13 protein-coding genes are annotated in these 13701 nt (G+C 55.9%); 7 read left to right on the top strand and 6 right to left on the bottom strand.

All coding sequences use genetic code 11. The features are described 5' to 3' along the window. The first annotated feature begins 22 nt into the window (after positions 1–22). Both ABLV75_RS13690 and ABLV75_RS13695 read left to right on the top strand, forming a co-directional pair. Entirely contained in the window at positions 23–1126 is a 1104-nt protein-coding gene (locus tag ABLV75_RS13690) for a glycerol dehydrogenase (protein WP_004107557.1), read from the top strand. Positions 1127–1254: 128 nt separating this feature from the next. Further along, positions 1255–2022 carry a DeoR/GlpR family DNA-binding transcription regulator gene (locus tag ABLV75_RS13695; protein ID WP_016809662.1) on the top strand — a complete coding sequence of 256 codons (768 nt, stop codon included), beginning with the start codon at positions 1255–1257 and terminating at the stop codon, positions 2020–2022. A gap of 30 nt (positions 2023–2052) precedes the next feature. Here ABLV75_RS13695 and ABLV75_RS13700 read toward each other — a convergent pair whose 3' ends face one another. From ABLV75_RS13700 to ABLV75_RS13710, 3 genes are all read right to left on the bottom strand, one after another. Further along, a complete protein-coding gene (locus ABLV75_RS13700) occupies positions 2053–2949 on the bottom strand; it encodes a DMT family transporter (protein ID WP_004107555.1) in 897 nt (298 codons plus the stop codon). Positions 2950–3093: 144 nt separating this feature from the next. After that, on the bottom strand, positions 3094–3981 hold the full coding sequence (gene metF / locus ABLV75_RS13705; protein ID WP_004107554.1) for a methylenetetrahydrofolate reductase: 888 nt from the start codon (positions 3979–3981) through the stop codon (positions 3094–3096). 166 nt (positions 3982–4147) lie between these two features. Beyond that, a complete protein-coding gene (locus ABLV75_RS13710) occupies positions 4148–5053 on the bottom strand; it encodes a LysR family transcriptional regulator (protein WP_004107553.1) in 906 nt (301 codons plus the stop codon). Positions 5054–5144: 91 nt separating this feature from the next. Between ABLV75_RS13710 and ABLV75_RS13715 the strand changes: the two genes are divergently transcribed. Next, positions 5145–5546, top strand: a complete 402-nt coding sequence (locus tag ABLV75_RS13715; RefSeq protein WP_004107552.1) for a carboxymuconolactone decarboxylase family protein — start codon at positions 5145–5147, stop codon at positions 5544–5546. 5 nt (positions 5547–5551) lie between these two features. On the opposite strand, the gene ABLV75_RS13720 is transcribed toward ABLV75_RS13715, so the two are convergent. After that, entirely contained in the window at positions 5552–7108 is a 1557-nt protein-coding gene (locus ABLV75_RS13720) for a bifunctional UDP-sugar hydrolase/5'-nucleotidase (RefSeq protein WP_004107551.1), read from the bottom strand. Positions 7109–7246: 138 nt separating this feature from the next. Between ABLV75_RS13720 and ABLV75_RS13725 the strand changes: the two genes are divergently transcribed. Continuing rightward, positions 7247–8383 carry a hypothetical protein gene (locus ABLV75_RS13725; RefSeq protein WP_004107550.1) on the top strand — a complete coding sequence of 379 codons (1137 nt, stop codon included), beginning with the start codon at positions 7247–7249 and terminating at the stop codon, positions 8381–8383. Here the strand turns inward: ABLV75_RS13725 and ABLV75_RS13730 are convergent. Together ABLV75_RS13730 and metB are read right to left on the bottom strand one after the other, a co-directional pair. Beyond that, on the bottom strand, positions 8358–10790 hold the full coding sequence (locus ABLV75_RS13730) for a bifunctional aspartate kinase/homoserine dehydrogenase II (RefSeq protein WP_004107549.1): 2433 nt from the start codon (positions 10788–10790) through the stop codon (positions 8358–8360). The genes ABLV75_RS13725 and ABLV75_RS13730 overlap by 26 nt on opposite strands. A 2-nt stretch (positions 10791–10792) precedes the next feature. Then, entirely contained in the window at positions 10793–11953 is a 1161-nt protein-coding gene (gene metB / locus ABLV75_RS13735; RefSeq protein WP_004107548.1) for a cystathionine gamma-synthase, read from the bottom strand. Positions 11954–12218: 265 nt separating this feature from the next. On the opposite strand from metB, the gene metJ reads away from it, so the two are divergent. From metJ to ABLV75_RS13750, 3 genes are all read left to right on the top strand, one after another. Beyond that, positions 12219–12536, top strand: coding sequence for a met regulon transcriptional regulator MetJ (metJ, locus tag ABLV75_RS13740; RefSeq protein ID WP_004107547.1), 318 nt, complete (start codon positions 12219–12221; stop codon positions 12534–12536). 64 nt (positions 12537–12600) lie between these two features. Next, positions 12601–12990: a YiiX/YebB-like N1pC/P60 family cysteine hydrolase gene (locus ABLV75_RS13745; RefSeq protein WP_004107546.1), complete on the top strand. Its 390-nt coding sequence runs from the start codon at positions 12601–12603 to the stop codon at positions 12988–12990. A 6-nt stretch (positions 12991–12996) separates the two neighbouring features. After that, positions 12997–13662, top strand: coding sequence for a TIGR02117 family protein (locus ABLV75_RS13750; RefSeq protein WP_004107545.1), 666 nt, complete (start codon positions 12997–12999; stop codon positions 13660–13662). The last annotated feature ends 39 nt before the right edge of the window (positions 13663–13701 follow it).

Below are 13701 nucleotides of genomic sequence, written 5' to 3' on the forward strand. Positions count from 1 at the left end.
CGGTCATCCAGGAGGAATAGAAATGGATCGCATTATTCAATCACCCGGTAAGTACATTCAGGGCGCGGACGCAATTTCTCGCCTTGGCGGATACCTCAAACCGCTGGCTGAGCGCTGGCTCATCGTTGGCGATAAATTTGTACTCGGTTTTGCCGAAGAAAAACTGCGTAAAAGCCTGGCGGATGCCGATCTGGTTGGCGAAATCGCGCCGTTTGGCGGCGAATGCTCACACAATGAAATCAACCGCTTGCGTGATATTGCCGGTTCCGCCCGCTGCACAGCCGTGCTGGGTATCGGCGGCGGCAAGACGCTGGATACCGCAAAAGCATTAGCACACTTTATGAATCTGCCGGTGGTGATTGCCCCGACGATTGCCTCCACCGATGCCCCCTGCAGCGCGCTCTCTGTCATCTATACCGATGACGGCGAGTTTGATAGCTACCTGATGCTGCCGCGCAACCCGAACATGGTCATTGTCGATACGCAAATCGTTGCCGGAGCCCCGGCGCGCCTGCTGGCGGCCGGTATCGGCGACGCGCTGGCGACCTGGTTTGAAGCGCGTGCCTGCTCCCGCAGCGGCGCCACCACTATGGCGGGCGGCAAATGTACTCAGGCAGCGCTGGCGCTGGCTGAACTGTGCTACAACACGCTGATTGAAGAAGGTGAAAAAGCGATGCTGGCGGCAGAGCAGCACGTTGTGACGCCAGCGCTGGAGCGGGTGATTGAAGCCAACACCTACCTGAGCGGCGTCGGCTTTGAAAGCGGCGGCCTGGCGGCTGCGCACGCTATCCACAACGGCCTGACCGCGATCCCGGATGCTCACCACTACTATCATGGTGAAAAAGTAGCTTTCGGTACGCTCACGCAGCTGGTACTGGAAAACGCGCCGGTAGAAGAGATCGAAACCGTAGCGGCGCTGTGCCATAGCGTCGGACTGCCTATCACCCTGGCGCAGCTGGATATTAAAGCCGATATCCCAGGCAAAATGCGTACCGTAGCGGAAGCAGCCTGCGCAGAAGGCGAAACCATCCATAATATGCCCGGCGGCGCAACGCCGGATCAGGTTTATGCCGCGCTTCTGGTTGCCGACCAGTACGGTCAACGCTTCCTGCAAGAGTGGGAATAACCCCTCCCGACATACCCGCCAGCAGGCGGGTATCTTCTTTTCACCCGCCATTGCCCGCCAAAACGATGTATTTTATAGTGCGATTTTCCTTTGGGTGAGTCGTAGATATGCAGTCATCAGATCGAAGAATGAGCATTTACGCTATTCTGCAGCAGGACAAAAAAGTCGTCGTCAATGAGCTCGCCGCAAAGTTCGCTGTCACTAAAATGACCATCCGTCGCGACCTCTCCTTCTTTGAAAAACAAGGTATTGTTAAAACGACCTACGGCGGAGCCTATTTGACCAGCGGCGCCAGCGCCGGTCACAGCTTTCTGCTGAACTCGATTCAAATGGATGATGATAAGCATCTCATAGGCCAGAAAGCCGCCGAACTGATTGAAGATGGCGATACCCTTATTATCGACTGCGGCGCCACGCCGCTGGCGCTCGCTCAGTTTATTTTAGATAAAAGAATCATGGTGATAACCAATTCCTTCCCGGTCGTTAATCTGCTGAAAGGGCGTAAAAATATTAAATTGATCGTAGCGCCTGGCGAATATGACGAGGAGGCTCAGGGAATGATTTCTTTCAGTACCGCCGACTTCTTTCATAACATCCATGCCGACAAGGTCTTCCTTGGCACTCAGGGAATCAACGACGAGGGCGAGCTGACGGTAGCAACCATGGCCGGCGCGCACGTCAAGCAAACGCTGATGCGGGCCGGAAGACAGAAAATCCTGCTGGCGGACAAAACGAAATTTGGCCAAACGTTTCTTGCGGGTTACGGTCGTCTGGCAGACCTTGACTTCGCCGTTTGCCAGTCCGGTCTTTCCGCCGATATTCTCTCTCTGATGGACAGGCAAAACGTACAGCTACTGCTGGCTGAAATCGCTTCTGATGGCCCGGCGTCCGCATAGGGGTAATTGAGCGTTTTGCGTTGATAATACTTATGCGTCCTGCCCCCGAGCGTCACGCTTCTTGAGGCTGATTAGGGTCAGCGCGAGGACAATCAGCACAATACCGGCGCCTTCAACCGGACCCGGGTTTTCCCCTAAGAGCCACCATGAAAACAGGACTCCGCAGACCGGGACCGCCAGGGTGCTCAGCCCCGCGACGCTGGCGGGCAAATTACGTAACACAAATAACCAGAGGCACCAGGCCAGCGCCGTGGCCAGAATCGCGCTATATCCCAACGCCCAAAAAACCCCAGGCTGCCAGTCAATGCTGCGCTGCGGCACCAGCCAGGCGACGGCGCTCATCACCAGCGCGCCATACAGCATTTGCCAGCTGGTCAAGGCCAGTAAATCCACGCGCGGATAGCGAGCATACATCCGCTTCACCACAATCGCGCTGGCCCCCCAGCTTATGCCAGAGAGGATTGCCAGCAGGGCGCTTTTCATCGACGAAAAATCGAGCTGCCACGGCTGCAGCACCAGCAATAAACCCAGCGCCGCCACGCCTATCGCGGCATACTGCAGCCGCCGCATGCGTTCGCCTAAAAATAGCGCCGCCATCATGACCACCCAAAACGGCATGGTATAGCTTAGAACCGCAACCTTCCCGGCCCCGCCGCTGACCAGCGCCCACTGGGCAAGCCCAACCATCCCGCAGGTCTGCAGCAGGGCAATCGCCAGTGTGTAGCCAAATGGCGTGGGCCGCATTCCGCGACCGCGCAGCAGCAAAACGATAAACAGCAAAGCCGCCCCCAAAATACAGCGCAGCGCGGTAAAATCGAACGCGCCGATATAGAGCGTCACCTGCTTCATCGCAATCCAGCTGTAGCTCCAGATAAGCGTCAGCACAATCAGGCCGCCGAAGGCCAACGGGCTATTTTTCCCTGCCATAATCATCATCCAACCATCATGAATATTTTGCGGGCACTATACTCGCTTTGCTGGCGGGACGATAAACCAAAAGCAGCGGCGTCGAATGCGTTTTCGGCACCGCAGAGAAAAGAAGGAAGATAAGGGGAGGAAACTGAATCTTGTTTACGCCGGACGCACGCCCAGCGTGTGGCAAATCGCGTAGCTCATTTCCGCGCGGTTCAGGGTATAGAAGTGGAAATCTTTCACCCCTTCACGACTTAAAATCTTCACCATATCCATTGCGATATTCGCCCCTACCAGCTGGCGGGTTTCGGGGTCATTGTCCAGACCTTCAAACATTTTCGCCATCCACGTCGGGATACGCACGTTGGTCATGTCGGCAAATTTTTTCGCCTGCTTAAAGTTAGAGACCGGCAGAATACCCGGAATGATTTCGACATCGATACCCGCGGAGACGCAGCGGTCGCGGAAACGCAGGTAGCTTTCCACATCGAAGAAGAACTGGGTAATCGCGCGGTTTGCTCCGGCTTCGACTTTACGCTTCAGGTTGAGCAAGTCTGCCTGCGCGCTTTTAGCTTCGGGATGAACCTCCGGATAAGCCGCGACGGAAATATCAAAATCCCCGACCTCTTTCAGCAGAGTCACCAGGTCAGCGGCATACATATCCGGCTTTCCGCTGCCCGGCGGCAAGTCGCCGCGCAGCGCAACAATATGGCGGATCCCGCTATCCCAGTAATCTTTGGCAATGGTACGCAGCTCATCACGGCTGGCATCGATACAGGTCAGATGCGGCGCGGCCTCAAGCCCGGTACGCTCCTTAATACCTTTGATAATGCTATGGGTACGGTCACGTTCACCGGAGTTGGCGCCGTAGGTTACGGAGACAAACTTCGGCTTCAGGCTGCTGAGGCGATCGATGGATTTCCAGAGGGTTTGCTCCATTTCACTGGTGCGCGGCGGAAAGAATTCAAAGGAGACGTTAATCTGGCCCTGTACTTCCGCCAGGCTCTGATTCAGGGCTTCCCGCTGATTGGCGTGAAAAAAGCTCATACCTTACCTCATCAATCGCATTTTATTGTTTGTTGTATCGCGAACTTCTATACGTTTAGACGTCCAGATGTAAAAATGACGGAAAAGGACACTGGCGTCAATAGAAAAATCAGCGTAAACAGTGAGGAATATTCAGCCTGGATGAAATTAATTCATCTCCTCTGTACTAAGGCAATGATTTTTCAAGTACTGCGGTCAACTCTTCCAACAACATCTTATTTGTCGGCATCGTGACCACGCCCAGCCTGAGCGGAAGCTGCTGACTGGCATCCTGAAGAGGACAGAAAACCACACCCTGACGCTGAATAGCAGAAAAGGATGCCGGCAGTAAAATCATCCCTTCCCCACGCGCAATCCGCGCCAGCAGAACATCGTGCTCGGCGGGCTCCTCCACGTAGGCGGGCGTATAGCCAGCCCGGTCAAAAATGCGCCGCGTATAGTCAAAAAAATCGGGATTACGCTCGCGTTTAAACCAAAACAGCGGCCGGTGATTGAGCGCGCTTAACGCCAGATCCGCCTGACCGGCCTCTGGCCAGGCTGCCGGTAGGGCCGCCATGAGCGGTTCATAATACGATAAAGCGCGCAGGTGAAGGCCATCGGTATTCAGCGGCAGGGCGATCAGCGCCGCATCAAGTGTACCCTTGCGCACCCGCTGAGCCAGCGCCGGCGAGGGCTGACGGGTAATATGCAAAGCGCGGTTATGTTCGCCCAAAGCAGCTTCTGCGGCGGCGAAAACTCCTTGTTCAAAAGCGGTCGTCAGGCCCAGACGAAGAGGCTGCTGCGAGTGTGCCGAGAGCTGGCTCAGCGCTGCCAGAGTGCGTTCCTGAAGCGCCAGCAGCGGCCGGACCATGTCCAGCACTCGCCTTCCCTCTTCGGTAAGAATCAGGCCTTTGGTATGGCGCAAAAATAACGTCAGCCCCAGCTGCGCCTCGAGATGGCGGATATGACGGCTCAGCGGCGGCTGCGAAATAAATAGCCGCTGCGCCGCCCGGCTGATGTTGTTTTCCTCCGCAACAACGGCGAAGTAGCGCAGCAGGCGAATATCCAGATTCTGTAAACGTGAATTTGTCATACTGAAAAGGTATCACGAAAAGGGTATTACTCAAGCCCGGTAAACTTCCCTAACCTTCATCGCTATGCACAATCACACTGAGGAAAAAGCGATGACCAGCGAACGTTTTACTATCGGACAAGAAATGCTACAGCGCGTGGATGGCAAAGGCGGTGATGCCGTCGTCAATAGCCTGAAGGATATTGCCCCCGATTTCGCCCGCTATCTGATTGAGTTTCCCTTCGGCGATATTTATGCCAGGCCAGGGCTCGATTTACGCAGCCGGGAAATCGCGACCATCGCGGCGCTTACGGCTCTCGGCAACGCCGCGCCGCAGCTAAAAGTGCATATCGCCGCCGGATTAAATGTCGGTCTGACGCAAGAAGAGATGACGGAAGTTATCATGCAAATGGCGGTCTATGCCGGATTCCCGGCGGCCCTGAATGGCCTGTTTGCCGCTAAAGAAGTTTTCGCAGCGCAGCGATCGGCAGGCCGGACTAACCGCCCGGCCTGAAACGATTATTTCTTCACATCGACGACACGCATGTCGTTAAGCTGCTCGTCCGTCACCTTATTTCCGGCTTTGAAGTAGTCCACTACCGCATTTGAAACGTAGTAGCCGCCGGAAGTATTACGCGCTTGCCCTTGGGTAAACGCGGCAAAACCATCGCCGCCATCGGCAAGGAAGCTGTTGGTGGCAATATGATAAACCGTGGCATCTTCAATCGGCTGACCATTGAGCAAAAACGATACGACGCGCTGGCCCACCGGTTTACTGCTGTCGTACTTCATTTCCAGGCCTCTGGAGACCTGCAGCACGCCGTTGCTTAATCCCGCGCCATGCTCCATCAGGCTACGTAGCTGCTTCCCGGTTAAATCCATGGTGACCAGCTCGTTAGGGAACGGGAAGGTACTGATAACGGCTCCCATGCTCACTGCCCCGGCGGGAATTTCATTACGAATACCGCCTGAGTTAGTTAACGCCAGCTGCGTCTCCTTACCTGCCGCCTGCATCAAGGCATCCGCGGCAAGGTTGCCCAGCGGTGAAGAGACGCCATAAGCGCGAGTAAGCTCGACCGGCGCTTGAGCAATAACCTGCTGCACTACGCGATCCAGCTTTTTATTCCAGCCGTCGATGACCTGCTGCGTCTGCGGGTCAGGTTTCCACTCATCGGCATAGATAGTCTTCAGCTCGAAGTTCTTCACGGTGAACTGATGCGGTTTTTCCTGATAATCCAGCACCAGTTTCCCTACGTCGATGCCGCCGCTATCGGTAGAAAGAATTAACGTATTACCGACTTTAATCGGTTCCGGCGTGCCGACATGGGCATGGCCGGTAATCAAAATGTCCAGCCCGTTGACCTGGCTTGCGGTCTGAATATCTTTATCCAGCGCACGCCGTACATCGGTCCCCCCTTGACTCGACTGGCGTGCCGGGACGCCTTCGTGAATCAGAGCTACGGTCAGATCCACTTTACCTTTCAGTTCATCGATATAGTGCTGTAACCATTTCACCTCGTCGCGCGCTTCGATACCCACCCGCGTTGCGGCGGATACCGTATCGTCAAAGGCAAAAACGCCGTGCAGGCCGATCACGCCGATTTTCACGCCCTCTTTTTCGATAATGGTATAGGGCTTATCCCAGAACGCTTTATCGCTGTTCTGATAAAAAATGTTGCCCTGCACAATCGGGAATTTCGCCTGGCTAAGCTGGAGCAGCGTATTGTCCCAGCCGTGATCGAACTCATGGTTACCTATCGTCGCCGCATCGTAGGGCATGGTGTTCATGATATCGATAATTGCTTTGCCCTTTGTCAGGCTGCTGATATAGGGTCCGGTAAAATAGTCGCCGGCATCAAAAAACCAGGTCGCGCTATTTTTCGCCTTTTCCTGCTTAACCATCGTGGTGATATTCGCCAAGCCGCCGATGTCCCGTTTACCGTCGGCAATCCACGGCACTTTATAGGGTTCGACGTGGGCATGGAGATCGTTGGTGTAAATGAGGGTGACATCTTTGGCGCAGGCCCAGAAAGGCAAAGTCAGCAGGAGGGCGGCGCTAATTGTTTTTAATTTCATCGGAGTTCCTTTCAGAGAGGTCAAGAAGCGCTAAGTTACGTTCTGAAAGACTTTTTTATGTGAGAGTATTCACATTTGTATGCAACCTGAGCAGGGCAAAATTAACGACCTGCAAAAATCGTTGGTGCTGGCCCGCTCGTGGAGACTCTTTTTACCATTAACGCCTGTAAAACCTACGGTTGCCGTAACCTGGGTTTATCCTCTGCGGCCGACTACCGTTTTCCGGACTATCGGCTGGGTTATCCCGCGCTGTACTGCGCAGCCTGCGGCAGCTATCCACCGCTGTTTAATGATGATGAGTTCCGACCCTGGCTGGCCGCCTATCTGACGGATAACGCCCGGCGCTCTGGCTATTTTTGCCCGGCCTGTTATCGGCGAGATATAATTCGCTATGGCTACAACCCGAAGGGAACCCAGCGGCTTCAGTGCCGCCGCTGTGAAAAAGTCTGGACGCCAAAACATCACCATAGCCCGGTAATGGAGAGCCCGCAGCATATCTGCAGCGTACCGTTGATTGTGCCGTTTCAGGGTCATGAGGCCGGGCAGAAACTCTATCTCTTACTCAGCTTCGACGCCGTACGCGGCAATGTTCTCCATCTTTCGTCGAACTTCACGCCTTTTCCGGTTGGCGCATCACTACGCTATCGCTGGCGGGGAAGAGAAGCGCCTCAGGGCATTGCGGGCGATATCGTTCAGCGAATCTCTCAGACCGAAGCGGGCTTTTTACAGCGCAGTCAATTCGATGAGATACAGTACGGCAGCGCCGCGCCAAAGCGTCATTCCCGCGGCGCCATTCTGCGCCCGGTCATCGCCGCACACGGTCATTTCAAGCTGCTCAGCCATCGTTTTCCAGCGATAAAAACGCACATCATTGCTCATGAATGTTTTTTACGCGGCGCGGCGATCGTTGCCTGGGCGCCTCTGTTTCGCCAGCGGAAAGGAGAGCTGTGGTATGTGGAGGAAGAGATAAACAACCCCGCCAGTTCGGCACCGTGGCGGCTGCAGGGCAAAACGCATCATGGCTGGTGGCAAAATCCGTGGCAGCTCTGGACGCAGGGAGAGAACCGAAAAATGGTCTGCCAGCTTGCCGGAACGCCGGACGAGAACGCCTCTACCCCTGACCTCGCGGCCAGCCGACGCTTCACAACCTGGCTGGAAAAGAGACCCGAGTTCACGCAAAGCGCCCTGTTTTCAGCAGGGCGGGTGACGCAAATACTGGTCTCGTTGGCTCAAGAGTATAACGAGACGCTTACAGCAGCTGCGCCAGACGATTGATATCCGACTGAATTGCCCCGGCGGTCACATCGCGACCAGCGCCCGGGCCGCGGATCACCAGCGGGTTATCGCGATACCAGCGGCTCTCAATGGCAAAGACGTTATCACACGGCAGCAGCGCCGCCAGCGGGTGCTCTTCGCGCACCGCTTCCACGCCGACGCGAGCTTTACCGTTGGCGTCAAAACGCGCCACGTAGCGCAGCACCAGCCCCATCTCGCGCGCTGCTTCCAGACGCTGCAGCATCTGGTCGTTCAGCGCTTCACCGTTCTCGAAGAAGTGATCCACCGAACCTTCTTCACAGTGGGCGGGCACCAGCGATTCTACGCGCACCTGATCCGGCTCGATGTCGTAGCCCGCTTCTCGTGCCAGGATCACCAGCTTACGCATGACGTCTTTCCCGGAAAGATCGACGCGCGGGTCCGGTTCCGTCAGCCCCTGCTGCCAGGCCTGATCGACCAGATCAGTAAACGGTACGGTGCCGTCAAACTGCAGGAACAGCCACGAGAGAGTGCCGGAGAAAATACCGCTCAGCGCCAAAATGGTATCGCCGCTATCAATCAAATCGCGCACCGTATGGTTGACCGGCAGACCGGCGCCGACGGTGGCGTTGTACAGCCAGTGGCGCCCGGTTTTCTCGAACGCATCGTGGATCTGGCGATATTTACTGCTGCTACTGGCGCCAGCCAGCTTATTCGCGCTGATAACGTGGAAGCCATGGCTGGCAAAATCGAGGTACTGATCGGCCAGCTGCTCGCTGGCGGTTACATCCAGCACCACTAAATCATCATACGGATGCGCGCGCATCCATAAGAACAACGACTCTTCATCCTGCTCAACGGCCTCATCATTAAAGAAAGCCAGCGCGCGACTGGCGTCTAGCCCTTCATAATTGAGCAGACTGCGGCGGCTATCCACGACGCCGGCAAGGATGAATTCAAACCCGGTGCGGGCGGAAAGCGTGGTCTGCTCGCGAGCAAACAGCTCCAGCCAGCGGGAACCAATGTTGCCTTTACCAAACAGTATCAGACCAATGCGTTTTTCCGCGCGGAACAGCGACTGATGCAGGCCCTGGATAAGGCTTTCTGTCGGCCCGGCGCGCAGCACCGCGACCAGGCTAATCCCCTCTTCTGATTGCCAGGTGAACTCTACCGGCTGGCCTTTTAGCTGCTGCCAGAAGCGGTGGCAGTGCAGCGGGTTACGGGTCACGCCAGCGCCGACCATCGCCACCAGCGCCAGCTTCTGACGCAGGCGCAGCTCGCCCGGCAACCCCGCTTCGTCGAGCAGCTTCAGGGCGCTGTCGGCAACTTCTGAGGTGTAGCAGAACTGCAGCAGCTTACGGTCGGCATGTACGCCAACCGCCAGCGGACGCAGCTGAGCGCGTTTTAAAATCGCGTCCAGCTCTTTATGCGCCAGTTTGAAATCCTGGCCGCCGGGCACCTGGAACTCAATCAGGCAGACATCATCATGGCTGGTAACGATTCGCGCGCCGGTACCGGAAGCCAGTACGCGTTCGATGCGCGTAGAGCCCTGATCCGGGGTGTAGCTACAGCGTAATTGTAAATCGATATCGCTGCCGGAAACCGGCTGCAGCGTACGGGCGTGCAGTACCGGAGCCGCCAGACGGGCCAGTTCGCTGGCTTCATCAAGACGCAGCAGCGGTAACAGGCAGGCATCTTTCACTTTGCGCGGATCCGCGCTGTAGACCCCGGCCACGTCGCTCCAGATAGTGACGCGGGACGCCCCGGCCAGCGCGCCGATCTGGGTGGCGGAATAGTCGGAACCGTTACGCCCGAGCAGTACGGTTTCCCCGGCGTTGTTACGCGAGATAAAGCCGGTTACAACCAGGCGTTTATTCGGATGCTGCGCTATCAGCTGCTGCAAAAGCGGGTAGGATAAACCTTCATCCACCTGCGGCTGTGGGGAGCGCTCGGCGCGTAAGAAGCTACGCGCATCCAGCCAGGCGGCTTCTACGCCCAGGTGATTCAACACCGCCGCCATCAGGCGGGCCGACCAGATTTCGCCGTGGCCGACGACTTCGGCATAGACCGCGTCCGTTACGCCGCCATCAAGCAGCCCGGCAAGGCGTTCAAGATCCAGAATAAACGTGGCGATTAGCGCGTCGGCAGCGTCCGGAGCAAGCAATCCGGAAATCAGCTCCATCTGATAACGACGAAGCGATTGTTGCACCTGATGCGCAGAGAGGCGATCGGTCTGGCTGAGCTTCAGCCAGCTGATCAACTGGTTGGTGGTACTGCCGGCGGCGGAGACGACCATCATATCGCCCGCCTGCGAATACTCCGTCATGATACCCGCGACGCGCAGGTAACATTTCGCATCCGCTAAACTACTCCCACCAAATTTGTGCAGCTGACGACCCTTCGCCCCTGCCTGCGCAATCACACTCATGTTTATTCCTCGTTTGCTGCCCGGAAGCCATTTTCCAGGTCGGCAATTAAATCTTCACCATCTTCAATACCGGTCGAAATACGCAGAAGCGTTTCTGAGATCCCGGCGGCCGCACGCGCTTCAGGCGCCATGCCCGCATGGGTCATCGTCGCGGCGTGAGAAATCAGGCTTTCCACGCCGCCCAGCGATTCCGCCAGCGTAAATAGCGATAACCCGCTCAGGAAACGACGCAGCGTCTGCTCATCGCCATCCAGCTCGAAGCTTAACATCGCCCCAAAGCCTTTTTGCTGACGCGCCGCAATCTCATGCCCCTGGTTTTCCGGCAGGGACGGATGGTACAGTTTTTTCACCAGCGGCTGGGTTTTCAGGTAGTCGACAATCGCCAGCGCGTTGCGCTGCGCCACTTCCATACGCGGAGAAAGCGTACGTAAACCGCGCAGCAGCAGATAGCTATCAAACGCCCCGCCGGTGACGCCGATATTATTCGCCCACCATGCCAGTTCGGTGACGGTCGCCGGATCTTTGGCGATAACCACCCCGGCCACCACATCAGAATGACCGTTCAAATATTTGGTGCATGAATGCAACACCAGATCGGCGCCCAGCGCCAGCGGATTCTGCAAAGCCGGGCTCAGGAAGGTGTTATCAACCACGCTGACCGCTCCAGCCTCACGCGCCAGACCGCAGATTTTCGCAATATCCACAACTCTCAGCAATGGATTACTTGGGCTTTCGACCAGAACCAGCTTCGGTTTCTCCGCCAGTGCGGCGCGCAGCGCCTGTTCGTCATTCTGATCGACAAACAGCACGCGATAGCAGCCACGCTTCGCCAGGCTATCAAACAGACGGTAGCTGCCGCCGTAGCAGTCGTGAGGCGCCACCAGCAGATCGCCCGGTTTCAGGAAGACGGTAGTCACCAGCAGAATTGCCGACATCCCGGTATTCGTCAGGACCGCCCCTGCGCCGCCCTCCAGCTCCGCCAGCGCGCGCTGCACAACATCACGTGTCGGATTACCACGACGAGAGTAGTCGTGGGCGCGCGGTTCGTTAAATCCGGTGAAGTTATAGGTGCTGGAGAGATGAATGGGCGGGACAACGCAACCGTACTGCTCGTCGTCATTTAAACCGCTACGCACTGCGATGGTGGCCTGTTTACGCGTCATGTTGGGGAGTTCCTGGCTGAGTCGGTGAAAAGTCAGGTGTCAGAGTAATCATTGTTATAATAGACGTCAATACATCTGGACATCTAAACTTCTTTGCGTATAGATTGAGCAAACCGGAAATAGCCGTTAAAATTATATGCATTAGCGCACATCCGTGGCGGCTTGTTTGGTGTCAGACGCGCCCCTCTACGGTAAACTACGCGCAATTATGGCCGGGACTCACGTTCAGGCCCTTAACTAATGAATAGAGGATTAAAGGTAACTCATGGCTGAATGGAGCGGCGAATATATCAGCCCATACGCTGAGCACGGTAAGAAGAGTGAACAAGTAAAAAAAATTACGGTTTCCATTCCTCTGAAGGTGTTAAAAATCCTCACCGATGAACGCACGCGTCGTCAGGTGAACAACCTGCGTCACGCGACTAACAGCGAACTGCTGTGCGAAGCGTTCCTGCATGCCTTTACCGGTCAACCGTTGCCTAACGATGAAGACCTGCGTAAAGAGCGCAGCGATGAAATCCCGGAAGCGGCAAAAGAGATTATGCGCGAACTGGGCATCGACCCGGATACGTGGGAATACTAAAATCACTCAGGGCGGCGGGGCAAACCAGCCGCTCTTTTTAGTTGGATAACAAGGATGTTATGCCATGAAATACTGCGTACTGGCGCTGAGCCTGGCGTCGGCCTTTCCGGCGCACGCCTGGGTGCCGCAAACCGGCGATATCGTTTTTCAAATCTCCCGCTCATCGCAAAGCAAAGCCATTCAGCTGGCGACCCATTCCGCTTACAGCCACACCGGTATGGTGGTGATCCGTAATAAAAAACCTTACGTCTTTGAAGCCATCGGGCCCGTGGTTTACACGCCGCTGCAAAAGCTGAGCGAGTTCGACCTCAGATCCCCGCTCGTTCGTACCAGACTCAGAGAGCGTTACGGTCAGGCGATCCCGATGGACGAAACCGTCATCTCGCCGCAGGCGCTATTTGACGCGCCGCAGCTGGAAACCGTTGAAAAAAACTGGCCTCTGTTCCCGAGGTAATTGATCGTGAAAAATCTGCTTGTTGCCTGGATAGTCTTCCTGCTTTACGGCTGCGCCACCTATCCTCAGGCCATCAAACCGACGCCAGAAAAACCGTCGTCCGGGCCAGAAATCTATCTCGTCAATCACGGCTGGCACACCGGGATTATCCTGGCCGCCAATGACGTGAACAAAATTCTGCCGCAGCTTAACGTACGCTTTCCTCAGCGGGAACAGTGGTATGAAATCGGCTGGGGCGATAAAGGTTTTTATCAATCGCAGGAGATAACCACCCGACTTACGCTGCAGGCTATGTTCTGGTCATCCGGCGCGGTAATGCACGTAGTCGCCTTTTCAGGAGCGCCCGAAAGCTATTTTTCCGCAAGCGCAATGACGGCATTAATCCTTACCCCGGGCCAGAATAGCAGCCTGCTGCGCTACATCGGTCGCAGCTTTGCCCGTAATGAACGAGGGGAGCTGATACCGTTGAAAAAAGGGATCTACGGCGACAGCCAGTTTTACGCAGCAAACGGCCGCTACGGGATATTTAATACCTGTAATAAATGGACGGCAAAGGGACTGGAAAGCGCGGGAATGACCATGAACACTTCGTTAAAACTGACGGCGGGAAGCGTGATGAAGGCGGTAGAAGAGAATAAATGCTGCCTGAATCGATACTGCTATCCTCTGTAAAGCAGAGACAAAAAAGCCGCCCTGAGGCGGCTTCTTCAG

The sequence above is a fragment of the Klebsiella sp. CN_Kp066 genome, assembly GCF_040065135.1.
GTDB classification, from domain to species: Bacteria; Pseudomonadota; Gammaproteobacteria; order Enterobacterales; family Enterobacteriaceae; genus Klebsiella; species Klebsiella oxytoca.